Annotated in this window: 17 protein-coding genes; 12 read left to right on the top strand and 5 right to left on the bottom strand. The window is 54.9% G+C overall.

The features are described 5' to 3' along the window. Positions 1-14 precede the first annotated feature (14 nt). The 12 genes from cybC to EHN13_RS01680 all read left to right on the top strand — a co-directional run bounded on the left by cybC (position 15) and on the right by EHN13_RS01680 (position 8,732). On the top strand, positions 15-401 hold the full coding sequence (gene cybC / locus EHN13_RS01735) for a cytochrome b562 (RefSeq protein WP_061067120.1): 387 nt from the start codon (positions 15-17) through the stop codon (positions 399-401). A 332-nt stretch (positions 402-733) separates the two neighbouring features. Further along, positions 734-1,042, top strand: a complete 309-nt coding sequence (locus tag EHN13_RS01730) for a glycine dehydrogenase (RefSeq protein ID WP_048212850.1) — start codon at positions 734-736, stop codon at positions 1,040-1,042. 10 nt (positions 1,043-1,052) lie between these two features. Then, complete coding sequence (locus tag EHN13_RS01725; RefSeq protein WP_003830384.1) at positions 1,053-1,415, top strand: SFCGS family glycine-rich protein; 363 nt, start codon at positions 1,053-1,055, stop codon at positions 1,413-1,415. A 2-nt stretch (positions 1,416-1,417) separates the two neighbouring features. After that, the gene (locus EHN13_RS01720; RefSeq protein ID WP_038636649.1) at positions 1,418-1,717 is read left to right on the top strand and encodes a DUF4312 family protein; all 300 of its coding nucleotides are present in this window, start codon (positions 1,418-1,420) and stop codon (positions 1,715-1,717) included. 22 nt (positions 1,718-1,739) lie between these two features. Further along, positions 1,740-2,516 (top strand): DUF4311 domain-containing protein, encoded by a 777-nt coding sequence (locus EHN13_RS01715; protein ID WP_005134210.1) that lies wholly within the window; start codon positions 1,740-1,742, stop codon positions 2,514-2,516. An 11-nt stretch (positions 2,517-2,527) separates the two neighbouring features. Further along, positions 2,528-3,172 carry a DUF4310 family protein gene (locus EHN13_RS01710; RefSeq protein ID WP_003830379.1) on the top strand — a complete coding sequence of 215 codons (645 nt, stop codon included), beginning with the start codon at positions 2,528-2,530 and terminating at the stop codon, positions 3,170-3,172. Between the two features lie 58 nt (positions 3,173-3,230). Further along, complete coding sequence (locus EHN13_RS01705) at positions 3,231-4,364, top strand: amidohydrolase/deacetylase family metallohydrolase (protein WP_101743296.1); 1,134 nt, start codon at positions 3,231-3,233, stop codon at positions 4,362-4,364. Beyond that, positions 4,348-5,466 (top strand): DgaE family pyridoxal phosphate-dependent ammonia lyase, encoded by a 1,119-nt coding sequence (locus EHN13_RS01700; protein WP_101743297.1) that lies wholly within the window; start codon positions 4,348-4,350, stop codon positions 5,464-5,466. Before EHN13_RS01705 ends, EHN13_RS01700 begins: the two co-directional genes overlap by 17 nt. Further along, positions 5,463-6,203 carry a 2-dehydro-3-deoxy-phosphogluconate aldolase gene (gene dagF, locus EHN13_RS01695; protein WP_124020781.1) on the top strand — a complete coding sequence of 247 codons (741 nt, stop codon included), beginning with the start codon at positions 5,463-5,465 and terminating at the stop codon, positions 6,201-6,203. The genes EHN13_RS01700 and dagF overlap by 4 nt, the downstream gene beginning before the upstream one ends. A 21-nt stretch (positions 6,204-6,224) precedes the next feature. Further along, positions 6,225-8,138, top strand: coding sequence for a BglG family transcription antiterminator (locus EHN13_RS01690; protein ID WP_124020780.1), 1,914 nt, complete (start codon positions 6,225-6,227; stop codon positions 8,136-8,138). 77 nt (positions 8,139-8,215) lie between these two features. Beyond that, positions 8,216-8,458: a type II toxin-antitoxin system RelB/DinJ family antitoxin gene (locus tag EHN13_RS01685; RefSeq protein WP_003839576.1), complete on the top strand. Its 243-nt coding sequence runs from the start codon at positions 8,216-8,218 to the stop codon at positions 8,456-8,458. Continuing rightward, on the top strand, positions 8,448-8,732 hold the full coding sequence (locus tag EHN13_RS01680) for a type II toxin-antitoxin system RelE family toxin (protein ID WP_003839578.1): 285 nt from the start codon (positions 8,448-8,450) through the stop codon (positions 8,730-8,732). Before EHN13_RS01685 ends, EHN13_RS01680 begins: the two co-directional genes overlap by 11 nt. Before the next feature lie 3 nt (positions 8,733-8,735). On the opposite strand, the gene nrdG is transcribed toward EHN13_RS01680, so the two are convergent. From nrdG to treR, 5 genes are all read right to left on the bottom strand, one after another. Further along, positions 8,736-9,200 carry an anaerobic ribonucleoside-triphosphate reductase-activating protein gene (nrdG, locus tag EHN13_RS01675; RefSeq protein WP_124020779.1) on the bottom strand — a complete coding sequence of 155 codons (465 nt, stop codon included), beginning with the start codon at positions 9,198-9,200 and terminating at the stop codon, positions 8,736-8,738. 106 nt (positions 9,201-9,306) lie between these two features. Then, positions 9,307-11,445, bottom strand: a complete 2,139-nt coding sequence (gene nrdD / locus EHN13_RS01670; protein ID WP_048212844.1) for an anaerobic ribonucleoside-triphosphate reductase — start codon at positions 11,443-11,445, stop codon at positions 9,307-9,309. A gap of 408 nt (positions 11,446-11,853) precedes the next feature. Next, entirely contained in the window at positions 11,854-13,506 is a 1,653-nt protein-coding gene (gene treC / locus EHN13_RS01665; protein WP_124020778.1) for an alpha,alpha-phosphotrehalase, read from the bottom strand. Positions 13,507-13,555: 49 nt separating this feature from the next. After that, positions 13,556-14,974, bottom strand: coding sequence for a PTS trehalose transporter subunit IIBC (treB, locus tag EHN13_RS01660; protein ID WP_048212842.1), 1,419 nt, complete (start codon positions 14,972-14,974; stop codon positions 13,556-13,558). Positions 14,975-15,131: 157 nt separating this feature from the next. After that, positions 15,132-16,079: a trehalose operon repressor TreR gene (gene treR, locus EHN13_RS01655; RefSeq protein ID WP_124020777.1), complete on the bottom strand. Its 948-nt coding sequence runs from the start codon at positions 16,077-16,079 to the stop codon at positions 15,132-15,134. Between the last annotated feature and the right edge of the window lie 95 nt (positions 16,080-16,174).

Below are 16,174 nucleotides of genomic sequence, written 5' to 3'. Positions count from 1 at the left end.
AAAGGAAGTGAGCAATGCGTAAACACCTGTTAGCGATCGTCGCGGCTTCAACGCTGGTTCTTGGTTCTTCTGCGTTTGCAGCCGATCTTGAAGACGACATGGGGATCCTCAACGACAACCTGAAGATCGTTGAAAAAACGGATAATGCGACTGAACTGAAAGATGCGTTAACCAAAATGCGTGCAGCCGCGCTGGATGCTCAAAAGGCCACGCCGCCGAAGCTGGAAAACAAATCCCCGGACAGCCCGGAGATGAAGGATTTCCGCCACGGTTTTGACACGCTGATCGGCCAGATTGATGGTGCGCTTAAGCTGGCGAACGAAGGTAAAGTCAAAGAGGCGAAAGCCGTTGCGGAAGAGCTGAAAACCACGCGCAACGAAAACCACAAGAAGTTCCGCTAATCTGCGCTATCCGGCCTGCATACCCGTAGGTCGGATAAAATCCCCCGCTACTGCACGCCCCATAAGTAAACGCTATCCCCATCACATTTTTTCATTTTTATCGCCCATTCATTGTTCGCATTTCCTGCCATTTTGCGGCTCACTCTTGCGATCTCAATCACATTCTTCCAGTGATAAATTGCGAATCCCGCCCTTTTTGCGGCACAGATCACTATCGCTGACCCCCTTTCCACTTCGAAGTGGAAAACAACTCGCTACAAACTTTTAACCCCCACCGCTAATTTACCCTCAGAGCCATTAGTGGGGTAAGACGAGTGAATAACGGAGCTGTAATGAATGACATGGGGGAATCGGTGGAACTGGCCGACCGCATGCTGGCGCAGGTATATGCCTTGCTGCGTGAACGCCACATTATTCCCAACGCCGTACAGGAACAGATGCTGACATCGCATGTTCGCGCCATGGCGCACCGCTCGATAACGGGTGAACCCTTACCAGAAGTCGATGCCAGCTTATTTGATGAAATTTCTGCCGAGTCAATGGCGCTTGCCCGCGACGTGGTCGCCGAGTTTGGCAATCTTCCCGAGGAAGAAGCCTGGCTGCTGTCGGTGCACTTCGAAGTCGCGAAAGACAACCTTTAAGGAGCAAAAGATGGAACAGATTACCGTAGTGATTGGCGATCGTCTGGGTAAAGGCCAGAAAGTGGCGGCAGGCGTTGAGAAAGCGGGTGGCCGTGCGGTTGTGGTACCGGGCGTGGCGGCTGACATGAAGCTGGGTGACGTAATGAAAGCGGAAAACGCCACCTTTGGTATCTCGTTTTGCGGCAGTGGCGGGGCAGGGGCGATTACCGCACAGACCAAATACGGCTACAAGGCGAAATATGGCATGCGCTCGGTTGATGAAGGCGTAACGGCCATCAACGAAGGTTGCAACGTGCTGGGATTCGGTTTTATGGATAAAGAAGAGCTCGGTGAACGCCTGGTGCAGGCCTGGCAAAAGAAACACGGCGCTTAAGTATGAAAGAGCAATTCACTACCACGGTGAGAGTCACTGGCAAGGGCGAGGCCAAAGCGCGCGCCTTTGCCGATGCCCTGAACCACGTTCAGGCTGCGGTGATGAAAGCGTCGCCGCATATCTTACTGCGTATTGAGCCACAGGATGTGCAGGTTGTTCAAGCGCGTGAAACGGTGCGCAAAGAGGCGTTTTTATTCCTCTTTCTGCGCCGGGAAAGACGCACCTTCAGCGTGGAGCTGGATGTGACCGTCAACGTGACTGCCATCAATCTCGACAAGGTGGATTTCGTTACGCAACGCTGATTCTTTATTAAAAGGCATAAATATGTTCCTGATAATATTAATAAAATCGCTCATCATTGGTGGCCTGGTTGGCGTCGGTGTCGGCGCTGGGGCTGCACGCATGTTTCATGCGCCTACCACTCAAGGGATGGGCGCGTTTCGTACTCTGGGAGAACTGAATTCCTGCGAAGGGGATCCGGCTTCTCACTTCTCGTTCGGCCTGGGCTTCTTCTTTAACGCCTGGGCTTCTTCCGTTGCGGCGGGGGCGTTCACGCAGGATGTCGACCATCGCATCATTCCCAACTGGGGTGCCGCCGCGCTGATGGTTAAAAACCGCAACGTTGGTGAAACGCTACACGATCCCAAACGCATGGCGATTGCCTGTGGCGTTATCGGGATGATTGTCGTGACCTTCCTGAACCTCACCGCGTCATCCGTACCGGAAGCGCTGCAGGTTACCGCCGTCAAGGTGCTGGTGCCTGCGGCTAACCTGCTGGTTAATACCGTGATGCCGGTGATCTTCTGGCTGGCGGCGATCGACGCCGGTAAGAAATCCGGCTTCTGGGCCACCGTTTTTGGCGGCGCGGCGCAGCTGATCATGGGCAACGCCGTTCCGGGACTGGTGCTCGGCATTCTGATCGGCAAAGGTGTTGAAGAAAGCGGCTGGAACCACGTCACGAAAGTGATGATGGTAGCTATCGTCGCGCTGTTTGTCCTGAGCGGCTTCTTCCGCGGTTTCGATATGAAGATGATCGAATCCTTCCATCTGACCGTGCCTAACTGGCTCGAACTTATCCACAACTCGCTCAGCGGCAAATAACGGAGGTCATCATGGAACAGAATAAAGGTTTTTGGTTCGCTGACTGGTCGTTCCCGATCTTTGTGGGCCTGCTCTCATCCGGCGTATTTGCCGGAACGCATATGTACTACCTGTACGGTATTGGCGCATTTAACGAAGTGGCTTTTGTGGCGATGCTGAAGGCGGGAATGGATACCGGCTCCTACGGGGCGGTGGCGGCATTTGGCGCAAGTTTCCTGTTTGCCCGCATCATTGAAGGTTCGCTGGTGGGTATTCTGGATATCGGCGGGGCGATTCAGACCGGGGTTGGGTTAGGTGTTCCGGCGCTGCTGCTGGGCGCGGGCATTATCTTCCCGGTCGCCAACTTTGCCGCCTCGCTGGTCACTGGTCTGGTGATTGGTCTGGCGATTGGCTACATCATCATTCTGGCGCGTAAGTTCACCATCAACCAGAGCGATTCAACCTACGGTGCGGACGTCATGATGGGGGCCGGTAACGCCTCCGGCCGCTTCCTCGGACCGTTGATTATCCTCAGCGCGATGACGGCTTCTATTCCTATCGGAATCGGTTCTCTGGCGGGTGCGCTGCTGTTTTATCTGTGGCAAAAACCGATTACCGGCGGGGCGATCCTTGGGGCAATGATCCTCGGGTCCATCTTCCCGATTGCCATTAGCTAACTGTTGATTTGCAGGCCGGATAAGGCGGTTACGCCGCCATCCGGCATAGGAGAGAGCGATGTTTGATTTACTCCTGCGCGGTGCGCGCCTCGTTGACGATACGGTGAGCGATATTGCGCTGAAAGATGGCAAAATTGCGGCATTAGGCAACGTTGATGGTCCGGCGCTGAAAACTATTGAGCTCGGCGGCGAGTGCTACGTCAGCGCAGGCTGGATTGATTCCCACGTTCACTGTTATCCCAAATCCCCGATTTATCACGACCAGCCGGACAGCGTCGGTATTGCGACTGGCGTCACCACGGTCGTGGATGCGGGCAGTACCGGGGCGGATGATATCGACGATTTTTACACCCTGACCCAGGAAGCAGCGACTGAAGTGTATGCGCTGCTGAATATCTCCCGCGTTGGGCTTATCGCCCAGAATGAACTGGCTAATATGGCCAACATTGACGCCGATGCGGTGCGCCAGGCGGTGAAACGCCACCCTGATTTTATCGTCGGCCTGAAGGCACGCATGAGCAGCAGCGTGGTAGGTGTTAACGGCATCACCCCGCTGGATCGTGCCAAAGCGATGCAAACAGAGAACGGCGACCTGCCGCTGATGGTGCACATCGGCAACAACCCGCCGAATCTCGATGAGATCGCCGAGCGCCTGAGCGCAGGCGATATTATTACCCACTGCTACAACGGTAAACCGAACCGTATTCTGACACCGCAGGGAGAGCTGCGCGCATCTGTCACGCGGGCGCTGCAACGCGGCGTGCGTCTGGACGTGGGTCACGGTACTGCCAGCCTGAGCTTTGCGGTAGCGAAACGCGCTATCGGTCTCGGCATTTTGCCGCACACCATCAGCTCCGATATTTATTGCCGCAACCGTATCAGCGGCCCGGTGTTTTCCCTGGCGAATGTGATGTCGAAATTTCTCGCCATGGGGATGTCGCTCCCACAGGTCATTGAGTGCGTGACCGCCAATGCCGCTGACGGCCTGCGCCTGAAACAGAAAGGGCGACTGCAGCCTGGTCTGGATGCCGATTTAACCCTCTTTACGCTTAAGCGCCAGCCAACCGTGCTGGTAGATGCTGAAAACGACAGCCTGCAGGCTGAACAAATGCTGGTGCCGCTTGCCGCAATACGTGCGGGCAAGGGCTATATGACCGAACAAGGGAGCGCGGAACATGCCTTCGATTTTTGAGAAATACAATTTAAAACAGGTAATTAACACATCAGGCCGCATGACGGCGCTCGGCGTTTCCACGCCGCGACCAGAAGTGGTTGAGGCTGCGATGGCGGGGATGAATCAGTACTTCGAAATGAAAGATCTGGTCAATAAAACCGGCGACTACATCGCGAAATTGCTGGAAGTGGAAGGGGCGACCGTCGTCTCCTGCGCATCGGCTGGAATCGCCCAGTCGGTGGCTGCGGTGCTGGTGAAAGACAGCGACTGGCTGCTGGAGAATCTGCACGTTACGCCCATAGAGAACAACGAAATCGTGCTGCCCAGAGGCCACAACGTCAACTTTGGCGCACCGGTAGGCACTATGGTGGCGCTCGGCGGCGGCAAGCTGGTGGAAGCGGGCTATGCCAATGAATGTTCCGCGGCACAGCTGGCGGCAGCCATTACACCGCGCACGGCGGCGATTCTGTATATCAAATCTCACCACTGCGTACAGAAAAGCATGCTCAGCGTGGAGCAGGCCGCGGTGGTGGCGCGCACGCATAACCTGCCGCTGATTGTGGACGCCGCGGCGGAAGAAGATTTGCAGTGCTACTACCGCCTTGGTGCGGACCTGGTGATTTATAGCGGCGCAAAGGCGATTGAAGGGCCAACCAGTGGACTGGTGATTGGCAAAACCCAGTATGTTGAGTGGGTGAAACGCCAGACGGCGGGGATCGGCCGGGCGATGAAGGTGGGCAAAGAGGGGATTCTTGGCCTGACCTGCGCTATCGAACTGTATCTGAACGCGCAGAAAGAGAGCGGCGCGGAGATGGTCGAGAAAATGACGCCGTTCATTGATGCGTTGAACCAGCTGCACGGCGTGAGCGCCCGCGTGGTGTGGGACAGCGCAGGGCGCGACATCGCCCGTACGGAAATTAAGTTTGACGAAGCGGTAACCGGTATCGCCACGGGCGAACTGGTTGAAGCCCTGAAACACGGCGAGTACGCGATTTACTTCCGTGGGTACAAAGCCAACGAAGGCATTATCGAAGCCGATGTGCGCAGCGTGGATCGCGCGCAGCTGGAAATTGTGGCCCGTCGAATTGGTGAAGTGATTTCGCAGGAGAAAAACGCATGAAACTGACCCCTAACTTTTATCGTGACCGCGTCTGCCTGAACGTGCTGGCAGGCTCCAAAGAAAATGCGCGGGATATTTACGCGGCGGCGGAAGGACACGTGCTGGTCGGCGTGTTGTCAAAAAATTACCCGGATGTCGCAAGCGCGGTCGCGGATATGCGTGAATACGCAGCGCTTATCGACAATGCGCTTTCAGTGGGGTTGGGGGCGGGCGATCCAAATCAGTCGGCGATGGTCAGTGAGATCTCCCGTCAGGTACAGCCGCAGCATGTTAATCAGGTCTTTACCGGCGTGGCGACCAGTCGGGCGCTGTTGGGCCAGCAGGAGACGGTAGTCAACGGTCTGGTCTCGCCAACCGGCATGCCGGGCAGGGTGAAAATCTCCACCGGTCCGCTGAGCAGCCAGACGCCGGACGGTATTGTGCCGGTAGAAACCGCGATTGCGCTGCTCAAAGACATGGGCGGTAGCTCGATTAAATACTTCCCGATGGGCGGCCTGAAATGTCGTGACGAGTACATCGCCGTCGCGCAGGCCTGTGCCCGGCATGACTTCTGGCTGGAGCCTACCGGGGGTATCGATCTGGATAATTTTACTGAAATCCTGCAGATCGCCCTGGATGCCGGAGTGAGCAAAATCATTCCTCACATCTATAGTTCGATTATTGATAAGGTGAGTGGTAACACCCGCCCGGACGACGTGCGCCAGCTGATGGCGATGACCCGGGCTTGCATAGGCTAACTGACAGATGAGGAGACTGACGTGCGATTCCCCAACCAACGTTTAGCACAGCTGTTTGATATGTTGCAAAACGAAGCGCTTCCACAGGATGAGCTGGCGCAGCGGTTGTCGGTTTCTACACGCACCGTACGGGCGGATATCACTGCGCTAAACGCGCTGCTTAATCAGTACGGCGCGCAGTTTGTCCTCAGCCGGGGCAGCGGTTATCAGCTCAAAATTGACGACCCGGCAAGTTATCACTCTCTGCAAACGCAGCAGCCTGAAACGTTGCTGCGCATCCCGCGAACCAGCCAGGAGAGGGTACACTGGCTGGTGGTGCGTTTTCTGACATCGGCTTTCTCGCTAAAGCTGGAAGATTTAGCTGATGAATGGTTTATCAGTCGTGCGACGCTGCAAAACGATATGGCCGAAGTCCGTGAACACTTGCAACGTTATCGTCTGACGCTGGAAACGCGCCCCCGTCACGGCATGAAATTGTTTGGCAGCGAGATGGCGATCCGCGCCTGTTTGACCGATCTGTTGTGGACGCTGGCACAGCAGGATCCGCAGCACCCGTTAGTGATGCAGGAGGCGCTGAATGCCGGGATCCCTGAGCAGCTACAGCCTGTTTTACAGGACATTTTTGCCCGTTTTCATATTCGTTTGACCGACGAGGGCGAGCTGTTTTTACGCTTGTACTGCGCGGTGGCGGTACGGCGGATTAGTGAAGGGTATCCATTGCCGGAGTTTGCCGCTGAAGAAACTGAACAGGCGGTGTGCCTGGCCGCGCGTGAGATTGCGGCGGTTCTGCACCGGCTGGCAGACAAACCGCTTTCTGTTTTCGAAGAGAATTGGCTACAGGTGCACATCGCCGCCCGTCAGGTTCAAGAGATCGCCCCCAGCGCCATCAATGCGGATGATGACGAAGCGCTGGTTAATTACATCCTGCGTTTTATCAACACCCAGTACAACTACAACCTGTTGAATGACAAACAGTTGCATGCTGACCTGCTGACGCATATTAAGACGATGATCACCCGGGTGCGTTACCAGATAATGATCCCTAATCCGTTGCTGGAAAATATTAAACAGCACTACCCGATGGCATGGGATATGACGCTGGCCGCCGTCTCGGGATGGGGGAAATATACGCCGTATACCATCAGTGAAAATGAGATTGGCTTTCTGGTCCTGCATATTGGCGTGGGGCTGGAACGTAGTTACAACATCGGTTACCAGAGGCAACCGAAAGTTCTGCTGGTATGCGATGCTGGAAATGCGATGGCGCGGATGATTGAAGCGGTGCTGGCGCGTAAGTATCCGCAGATTGAAATCGTCGATACCGTCACGTTGCGCGACTACGAACAGCGGGAAAGCATTAGCGAAGATTTTGTTATCTCTACCGCGCGGATCGGTGAAAAAGATAAGCCCGTGGCGATGATTGCGCCGTTTCCGACCGATTATCAACTGGAGCAAATTGGCAAGCTGGTGCTGGTGGACAGAACCCGCCCGTGGATGCTGAATAAATTTTTCGATGCCGCCCATTTTCGCGTGATCGACGGCACCATGGATCAGCAGACGCTGTTCAAAACGTTATGCCATCAGTTGCAGGATGAAGGCTTTGTCGACGCGGAGTTTCTTGATTCGGTGGTTGAACGTGAGGCCATCGTCAGCACTATGCTGGGTGATGGCATCGCGCTGCCGCACGCCCTCGGTCTGCTGGCAAAGAAAACGGTGGTTTACACTATCCTCGCACCGCAGGGCATTGCATGGGGTGATGAAACGGCGCACGTGATCTTCCTGCTCGCCATTAGTAAAAGCGAGTACGAAGAAGCGATGGCGATCTACGATATTTTCGTCACCTTCCTGCGTGAACGCGCCATGACGCGGCTCTGCGCATGCCGGAATTTCACCGAGTTCAAAACCGTCGCCATGGAGTGTGTCAGTCGTTTTTGAGAGGCGTTATCCAGAATTCGATGTAATGCGTATGTAATGCTAAACTGCATTACGCATTCGATTCTACTGGAGGCATAATGGCCACGCTGAACGTCCGTCTGGATGACAAACTCAAAAATGAGGCTTATGCCGTGCTGGAAAAACTGAACATTACTCCAACGGAAGCTGTGCGATTACTGTTTCAGTACGTCGCGGAAACGGGGCGCATGCCAGTGAAAACCGTCACCGTTAGCGACAGCGAAGATACACTGATTCAGACAGTCCGGGAGAGGCTGGCCAGCCCGCAAAAAGGAATCAAGGTTAGTCTGGATGACTTATGAACTGGAATTCGACCCGAGAGCCTTAAAAGAGTGGCATAAACTGGGTGATACGGTGAAGGCTCAGTTTAAGAAGAAGTTGGCCGACGTGTTGTTGAACCCCAGAATTGACTCTGCCCGTTTAAACGGTCTTCCAGATTGCTATAAAATTAAGCTTAAATCGTCCGGCTATCGTCTGGTGTACCAGGTTCGGGATGAGGTTGTGACCGTGTTTGTTGTCGCGGTCGGCAAGCGAGAACATTCGGCCGTTTATCTCGATGCAAACAAACGGCTTTAGCGATCAACGCAAATGATGTACGACCTGGTTGCTGCTGCCGCGCCAGATCAGCGCCGGGTCTTTAAGATCCTGCACGTATTTGCCATCGACCAGTACGTTGATGAGATCGACCACCTGCATTTGCGCGGCGTTGAGTTCATCGAGCTTGTAGCCGGTCCACACCCAGATATCTTTGCCGGGGCACTCAGCGCGAACGCGCTGCACTAGTTGCAGGATTTCCGGCACGTTTTGCGGATGTAGCGGATCGCCACCGGAGAGCGAGATCCCCTGACGCCTGATTCGCGTATCGTTCAGATCGGCAATGATCTTGTCTTCCATCTCTTTGGTAAATGGCTTGCCGGAATTGAGCCGCCAGGTGCTTTTGTTATAGCAACCGGGACATTCATGCACGCACCCGGACACAAACAGCGTGCAGCGGGTGCCGGGGCCGTTAACGATGTCGACGGGGTAGTATTGGTGAAAGTTCATAGCTTGTAACCATGCCGGGTGGCGCTGCGCTTACCCGGCCTACAATAAGAGTGCGGTTCGTAGGCCCGGTAAGCGCAGCGCCACCGGGCATTAACGTAACAGCGGATTAACCTATCTGCCCGTTACCTAAATGCTTAACGCGGCGCTTCACTTCTTCCTGCTTACCGGCGTTAAACGGACGGGCGTCCGGGCTGCCTAAATAACCGCAGACGCGGCGGGTGACCGACACGCGCGCGGCGTCGTGGTTACCACATTTCGGGCAGGTGAAGCCTTTGCTGGTGCATTCGAACTCACCGGTAAAGCCGCACTCGTAGCATTCATCAATTGGCGTGTTGGTCCCGTAATACGGCACGTGCTGGTAGCTGTAATCCCACACGTCTTCCAGCGCTTTCAGGTTGTGCTGAATATTCGGGTATTCGCCGTAGCAAATGAAGCCTCCGCTTGCCAGCGGCGGGTACGGCGCTTCGAAATCGATTTTGTCGTACGGGTTAACCTTTTTCTCCACGTCGAGGTGGAAGCTGTTGGTGTAGTAACCTTTGTCGGTCACGCCTGGCACCACACCAAACTCGGCGGTATCAAGACGGCAGAAACGGTCGCACAGGTTTTCGCTCGGCGTGCTGTACAGGCTGAAGCCGTAGCCGGTCTCGTCTTTCCACTGGTCGACCGCCTGACGCAGACGTTCCACAATGGCGATACCCTTGGCGCGCAGCTCCTCGCTGTCGTACAGATGTTTGTCACCAAACAGCGCGTTAATGGTTTCATGAATGCCGATGTAACCCAGAGAGATGGATGCGCGACCATTTTTAAAGATTTCAGACACATCATCGTCCGCTTTCAGACGCACGCCGCAGGCGCCTTCCATATACAGGATTGGCGCAACGCGGGCTTTCACACCTTCCAGACGCGCAATGCGGGTCATCAGCGCTTTACGCGCCAGCACCAGGCGATCGTCGAGCAGTTTCCAGAAGGTGGCTTCATCACCGTGCGCTTCCAGCGCGATACGCGGCAGGTTGAGGCTGATAACGCCGAGGTTGTTACGCCCGTCGTGAACCTGTTCGCCGTTCTCGTTTTCCCAGACACCGAGGAAACTACGGCAGCCCATCGGCGTTTTGAACGAACCGGTGACTTTCACTACCTGATCGTAGTTCAGGATGTCCGGATACATACGCTTGCTTGCGCACTCCAGCGCCAGCTGTTTGATGTCGTAGTTCGGATCGCCAAACTTGTGGTTCAGGCCGTCGCGAATGGCGAACACCAGTTTCGGGAAGACGGCGGTTTTACGATTTTTACCCAGTCCCGCAATGCGGTTACGCAGAATGGACTGCTGGATCAAACGTGATTCCCAGCTGGTTCCCAGGCCAAAACCGAAGGTGACGAACGGCGTCTGACCGTTAGCGGTATGCAGGGTATTCACTTCATACTCGAGGGACTGGAATGCGTCGTAGCACTCTTTCTCGGTACGGGAATGCGCATAACCGTCGGCATCCGGGATCTGCCACTCTTCAGCGGTTTTGCGATGCTTGTTAAAGCTCTCGGTCACGAATGGTGCGAGAACTTCGTCAATACGGTTAATGGTGGTACCGCCATAAATATGGCTGGCAACCTGCGCGATAATTTGCGCGGTGACGGCCGTCGCGGTGGAGATGGATTTTGGCGGCTCAATCTCCGCGTTACCCATCTTAAAGCCCTGCGTCAGCATGCCTTTCAGGTCGATCAGCATGCAGTTAAACATTGGGAAGAACGGAGAGTAGTCGAGATCGTGATAGTGAATATCACCACGCTCGTGCGCCTGGACGACATCACGCGGCAGCAGGTGCTGACGCGCATAGTGTTTGGCGACGATACCGGCCAGCAGGTCACGCTGGGTCGGGATCACTTTGCTGTCTTTGTTGGCGTTTTCGTTCAGCAGAGCAGAGTTGGTTTGCTCAACCAGACCACGAATTTCCTGGTTCAGACGGCCACGCTTTTCACGCTGTATATCACGGTCGTGGCGATATTCGATGTACGCACGGGCGAGTTGTTTGTACGGACCAGACATCAGTTGGTTTTCTACCGCTGTCTGGATCTCGTTGATATCGACCTGGCTGCGCTCATTCATCTGGCTACTAACGACTTCTGCGACGGTGGCACAGTAATCTGCGTCATCGACTCCCGCTGCTTTAGCTGCACGCAGAATGGCTTCTTTGATGCGCTCTGATTTAAACGGCACTTTACAGCCATCTCGTTTCATCACATGCGGTGTCATGATCACTCCATATTTATAAGAACAGGTTATCCACAGAGGTTGGGGAAGCGGCCATGGCTTTATTCATCTCTATTGCCAATGACTTCCCGCAATCCTGACCCACTTTATCCACAATTCCACCGTAAAGCGGTGCACTGTAGTTGTAGCAATTGTAGTCGATTAATACAACATATTGGGTCGGCGTGCATTTTAAGTTCTATATGTAGTGATTTGCATCAAGGATGTTTACGATTTATTTGATGTAGCGCAAAGTAAAAATCGGAGCGTACAGATGACGGGCAGTACAGCGATTGTAAATTGTGGCAAGAAAAATCTGATTAATTATTCAACAAAAACAGGAAGGTAAATGCAGTGTCAGCATTGAAGCCCGATAGCGCTATACGTACCGGGCTCAAAACCAATTGCAAGCTATTTTTGCACCCACCAGACGGCTTCGAAAGGACGTAGCGTCATGTCTGCGGGTTGGCTGGCGACCTCGGCATAGTTGTGCATCAGCACCTGCCAGTTTCCCCCGGTATGGGGCGGCTGCCAGCGTTGGAAGGTATCGCTCAGATTGGCAATGACCAGCAGTCGCTGCCCTTGCCACTCGCGCTGATAGCACCATATGTGCGGGCTGTCCGGTAACAGATCCTGATAGTCGCCCCAGGTGATAACCGGCTCCGTTTTGCGCAGTGCGATCAGCCTCTGATAGGCATAGAACACCGAGTCGGTATCGTTCAGCGCTGCCGCCACGTTGATCTCCGCCGCGTTGTCACACAGATTGATCCACGGCTCGCCTTCGGTGAAGCCCGCGTGTTGGCTGGCATCCCACTGCATCGGCGTGCGGCTGTTATCGCGGGATTTACTGGCGAGGATCGCCAGCAGTTCGTCGGCATCTCGCCCCTGACCGTTCAGTTCGGCAAACATGTTATGGCTTTCCACATCGCGATAATCGGTAATCTGGCTGAAGTGCGGGTTAGTCATGCCGATCTCTTCCCCCTGGTAGATATAGGGCGTGCCCTGCATACCGTGCAGCACCATCGCCAGCATTTTGGCCGACGGAATGCGGTATTTACCTTCATCGCCAAAACGCGACACGATGCGCGGCTGATCGTGGTTACACCAGAACAACGCGTTCCAGGCCTGATTGTGCATGCCCTGCTGCCAGTGGCGGAACAGGGTTTTCAGCGCCACATAGTCGGGTTTGGCTAACGTCCACTTCTCACCGTTGGGGTAATCCACTTTCAGGTGGTGAAAGTTAAAGGTCATCGACAGTTCGCTGCCATCGAGTGCGGCGTACTGCTGGCAGTTTTCCAGCGTAGTGGATGACATTTCTCCCACAGTCATCAGGCCGCGTGGCGTGAAGACGTCGCGGTTCATCTCGCGTAAAAACGCATGCGCGCGCGGGCCATCGGTATAAAAACGGCGTCCATCGCCGTCGGGATCGTTCGGGAAGCTCTGATCTTTAGAGATAAGATTCACCACATCGAGTCGTAACCCGTCCACGCCGCGATCGGCCCAGAATTCGCACACTTTTTTCAGCTCGGCGCGTACCGCCGGGTTCTCCCAGTTCAGGTCTGCCTGTTCAGGAGCAAAGAGGTGCAGATAATACTGCTCGCTTGCGGCGTGCCAGCCCCAGGCGCTGCCGCCAAATTTGGAACGCCAGTTGTTCGGTGTACTGCCTGGCGTACCGTCACGCCAGAGATAAAACTGGCGATACGGGCTGTCTTTATCCAGCGCCTCACGAAACCACGCATGCTGGGTTGAGGTGTGGTTAAACACCATATCGAGAATAATACGGATACCGCGCGCTTTCGCCTGCGCCACCAGTTCGTCAAAATCTTCCAGCGTACCGTAGGCCGGATCGACAGACAGGTAATCCGCGACGTCGTAGCCGTTATCAACCTGCGGCGAAATATAGAACGGCGTCAGCCAGATGGCATCGACACCCAGCTTTTGCAGATAGTCGAGACGCTGGGTCACGCCGCGTAAATCGCCGGTGCCGCTGCCGGTGGTGTCCTGAAAACTCTTGGGGTAAACCTGATAGATAACGCCGTTTTGCCACCAGTGTGGAATAGTCATGGTTGTTTCCTGGAAATACGCTGGGGCGCAACTGCGCCCCGAAGAAAAGTTAGATAATTTGTAATGTGCCCAGACGGTATTTACGCTGGTAAACAAATGAGGTCAGTATCATTGGGATAACAATCGCAATGACCATCGCCATGCCAAATACCTGCCAGTAGGTCGGCTGGATGGAGAGGATGCCCGGCAAACCGCCGACGCCAATCCCGTTTGCCAGCACTCCGTTCAGGCCGCACAGCAGTCCGGCGAGACCGGAGCCGATCATCGCGCACAGCATCGGGAAGCGGTATTTCAGGTTGATGCCGTACATTGCCGGTTCAGTGACCCCGAGATACGCGGAGATGGCTGCAGGGACTGAGATTTCACGTTCGTTGTGTTTGCGACTGGAGATAATGATGCCCACCACCGCAGAGGCCTGAGCGATATTCGACAGCGCGATCAGCGGCCATACCGGCGTGCCGCCCATGCTCTGAATCATCTGCATGTCGATGGCAAGCGTAGTCTGATGCACGCCGGTGATCACCAGCGGGGCGTACAGGAAGCCGAACAACGCCGCGCCGATCGGGGCAAAACTACCGGTCAGCAGATGACGGACCGCAAACGCGACACCATCGCCGATCATGCGGCCAAACGGACCGATAAAGGCGTGCGCAAGGAATACCGCAAGGATCAGCGAGCACACCGGGACGATCACCAGATACAGATAATCCGGCACGATGCGTTTCATGCGCGTTTCAATAAACCCGAGCGCCAGCCCGGCCAGTAACGCCGGAATAACCTGTGCCTGGTAGCCCACTTTCTCAATGCTGAACAGACCGAAGTTCCACACCTCCGGCACCTGCTGACCGAGCAAATAGGCGTTCATCAGTTGCGGTGAAACCAGGGTTACGCCCAGCACAATACCGAGGATCGGCGTACCGCCCATTTTTTTCACTGCCGACCAGCAGATCCCGACCGGCAGATAGAAGAAGATCGCCTCGCCAATCAGCCACAGGAAGTCGTAAAGGGTTTTCAGCGAAGGATGCATCTGCGCCAGCGTCTGGCCGTTGCTCATCGGTAGATCGCCGATCACGTTACGGAAACCTAAGATCAAACCGCCGCTAATTAGCGCGGGCAGCAACGGGAAGAAGATCTCCGCAAAATGAGAAATCAGCTGTTCGTGCCATTTCATATTCTGCCGCGCCGCTTTTTTCGCCTGCTCTTTGTCGGCACTGGCCTGTCCGGTTGTCGCCAGCAGCGCTTTGTAGTAATCGCCCACCTCGGTGCCAATCACTACCTGAAACTGCCCGGCGTTGGTGAAGCAGCCTTTGACCATCGGTAGCTGTTCGATCTCTTTGGGTCTGGCATTCGCGGGTTGATTCAACACAAAACGCAGGCGCGTAATGCAGTGACTCACCGTGGCGATATTGTCGCGCCCGCCTACCAGCTCAATCAGCCGGTCGATATCCGCTTGTTTTACTTTGCTCATGATGACGTGTGTTCCCCGTAGGTCGGATTAGACGCTTTTGCGACGTCATCCGGCAGCTGTCTCGTTGTTGGTGCCAGAGTATATCGTCGGTGAATATTTAAAAATGGGAACGTTCCCGAAACGCAGTGAAGATCACAAATTAGTGCTCAGAAAGCAATCAGGAGAGGGTGGCGGGAATAACGATTTGTCGTGGTTCGCTACGGCCGTTGATCTGTTCGATCAGCTGCGAGGCCGCTTGCCGTCCGGCTTCAGCGTAGCCGGGATCGACAGTGATGATTTCCGGATGGAGGAATTTCATCAGCGGCGTATTACCGACGCTTGCCAGTTGCAGGTTGTCGATTCGCTGTTCCTGCAGATATTTGCTGACGCCAAGGGCAAGCGTGTCCGTCGCACAGACTAACGCAGTTGTTTCCGGCGTAATGACATCGGCGGCATGCTCATAGCCCTGTTTCATGGCCAGACCAGGCAGAGCAGCGACAGGATGCAGCTTATGTTTCTTGCAGAAGGTCAGGTAGGCCTCATGACGGCGCTTACCGGTGGTCACGTCGCTATGGGGGACGCCAAGGAAACTGATATGACGATGTTCGCGATCGTACAGACGCTGCATCAGGGTATGAATGGCGCCTTCGTCGTCATAACAGACGGAGGCAAAGCCTTTGGCATCCCTGGCCAGCAGAACCAGAGAGTCCTGCCAGGAGGTGAGCATGGTTTCCGTTACGCCGGTAAAACCAAACAACACGACGCCATCAATGTTGCGACGTTTGAGCATTCCCAGATGTTCTTCTACCAGTTCAGGTGAGAACTGGCTTTCCATCATAATCGGATCATAACCCTGCTCATAAAAGGCGGGTAGCATGGTCTGCACGGCGAGATTTTCCGAAAGTGAGTCCAGACGCGTGACGATAATCGCCACGACTTTGTCGCTTTGCCCACGCATGGCACGTGCGGAGCGGGAAGGGGAGAAACCGTGCTGATTCATCACTGCTTCAACACGTTCACGGGTGCGTTCGCTAACGCCGCTTTCGTTGTTGAGCACACGGGAAACCGTTGATTTCCCCACACCGCTTAAGCGGGCGATGTCTTTAATAGTCAGCCGATTTTGCATCCTGTTTTCCCGTTGCGCACTTTTTCAGTTATATCAAAGAGAGTAACTTTACCCATGTGGAGTGCAATGGGGAAAGTCTGCTTTAAACCGTTCAC

Origin of the sequence: Citrobacter youngae, from assembly GCF_003818115.1 — a bacterium.
Classification (GTDB): Bacteria; Pseudomonadota; Gammaproteobacteria; order Enterobacterales; family Enterobacteriaceae; genus Citrobacter; species Citrobacter youngae.
Note: the sequence above shows the minus strand (reverse complement) of the source record. Positions and strands in the feature narration are given on the sequence as shown.

What these genes read in the sequence shown, in the direction of transcription:
- cybC (WP_061067120.1), top strand. Translation starts at nt 15, where the DNA reads ATGCGTAAACACCTGTTAGCGATCGTCGCGGCTTCAACGCTGGTTCTT.
- EHN13_RS01730 (WP_048212850.1), top strand. Translation starts at nt 734, where the DNA reads ATGAATGACATGGGGGAATCGGTGGAACTGGCCGACCGCATGCTGGCG.
- EHN13_RS01725 (WP_003830384.1), top strand. Translation starts at nt 1,053, where the DNA reads ATGGAACAGATTACCGTAGTGATTGGCGATCGTCTGGGTAAAGGCCAG.
- EHN13_RS01720 (WP_038636649.1), top strand. Translation starts at nt 1,418, where the DNA reads ATGAAAGAGCAATTCACTACCACGGTGAGAGTCACTGGCAAGGGCGAG.
- EHN13_RS01715 (WP_005134210.1), top strand. Translation starts at nt 1,740, where the DNA reads ATGTTCCTGATAATATTAATAAAATCGCTCATCATTGGTGGCCTGGTT.
- EHN13_RS01710 (WP_003830379.1), top strand. Translation starts at nt 2,528, where the DNA reads ATGGAACAGAATAAAGGTTTTTGGTTCGCTGACTGGTCGTTCCCGATC.
- EHN13_RS01705 (WP_101743296.1), top strand. Translation starts at nt 3,231, where the DNA reads ATGTTTGATTTACTCCTGCGCGGTGCGCGCCTCGTTGACGATACGGTG.
- EHN13_RS01700 (WP_101743297.1), top strand. Translation starts at nt 4,348, where the DNA reads ATGCCTTCGATTTTTGAGAAATACAATTTAAAACAGGTAATTAACACA.
- dagF (WP_124020781.1), top strand. Translation starts at nt 5,463, where the DNA reads ATGAAACTGACCCCTAACTTTTATCGTGACCGCGTCTGCCTGAACGTG.
- EHN13_RS01685 (WP_003839576.1), top strand. Translation starts at nt 8,216, where the DNA reads ATGGCCACGCTGAACGTCCGTCTGGATGACAAACTCAAAAATGAGGCT.
- EHN13_RS01680 (WP_003839578.1), top strand. Translation starts at nt 8,448, where the DNA reads ATGACTTATGAACTGGAATTCGACCCGAGAGCCTTAAAAGAGTGGCAT.
- nrdG (WP_124020779.1), bottom strand. Translation starts at nt 9,200, where the DNA reads ATGAACTTTCACCAATACTACCCCGTCGACATCGTTAACGGCCCCGGC.
- nrdD (WP_048212844.1), bottom strand. Translation starts at nt 11,445, where the DNA reads ATGACACCGCATGTGATGAAACGAGATGGCTGTAAAGTGCCGTTTAAA.
- treC (WP_124020778.1), bottom strand. Translation starts at nt 13,506, where the DNA reads ATGACTATTCCACACTGGTGGCAAAACGGCGTTATCTATCAGGTTTAC.
- treB (WP_048212842.1), bottom strand. Translation starts at nt 14,974, where the DNA reads ATGAGCAAAGTAAAACAAGCGGATATCGACCGGCTGATTGAGCTGGTA.
- treR (WP_124020777.1), bottom strand. Translation starts at nt 16,079, where the DNA reads ATGCAAAATCGGCTGACTATTAAAGACATCGCCCGCTTAAGCGGTGTG.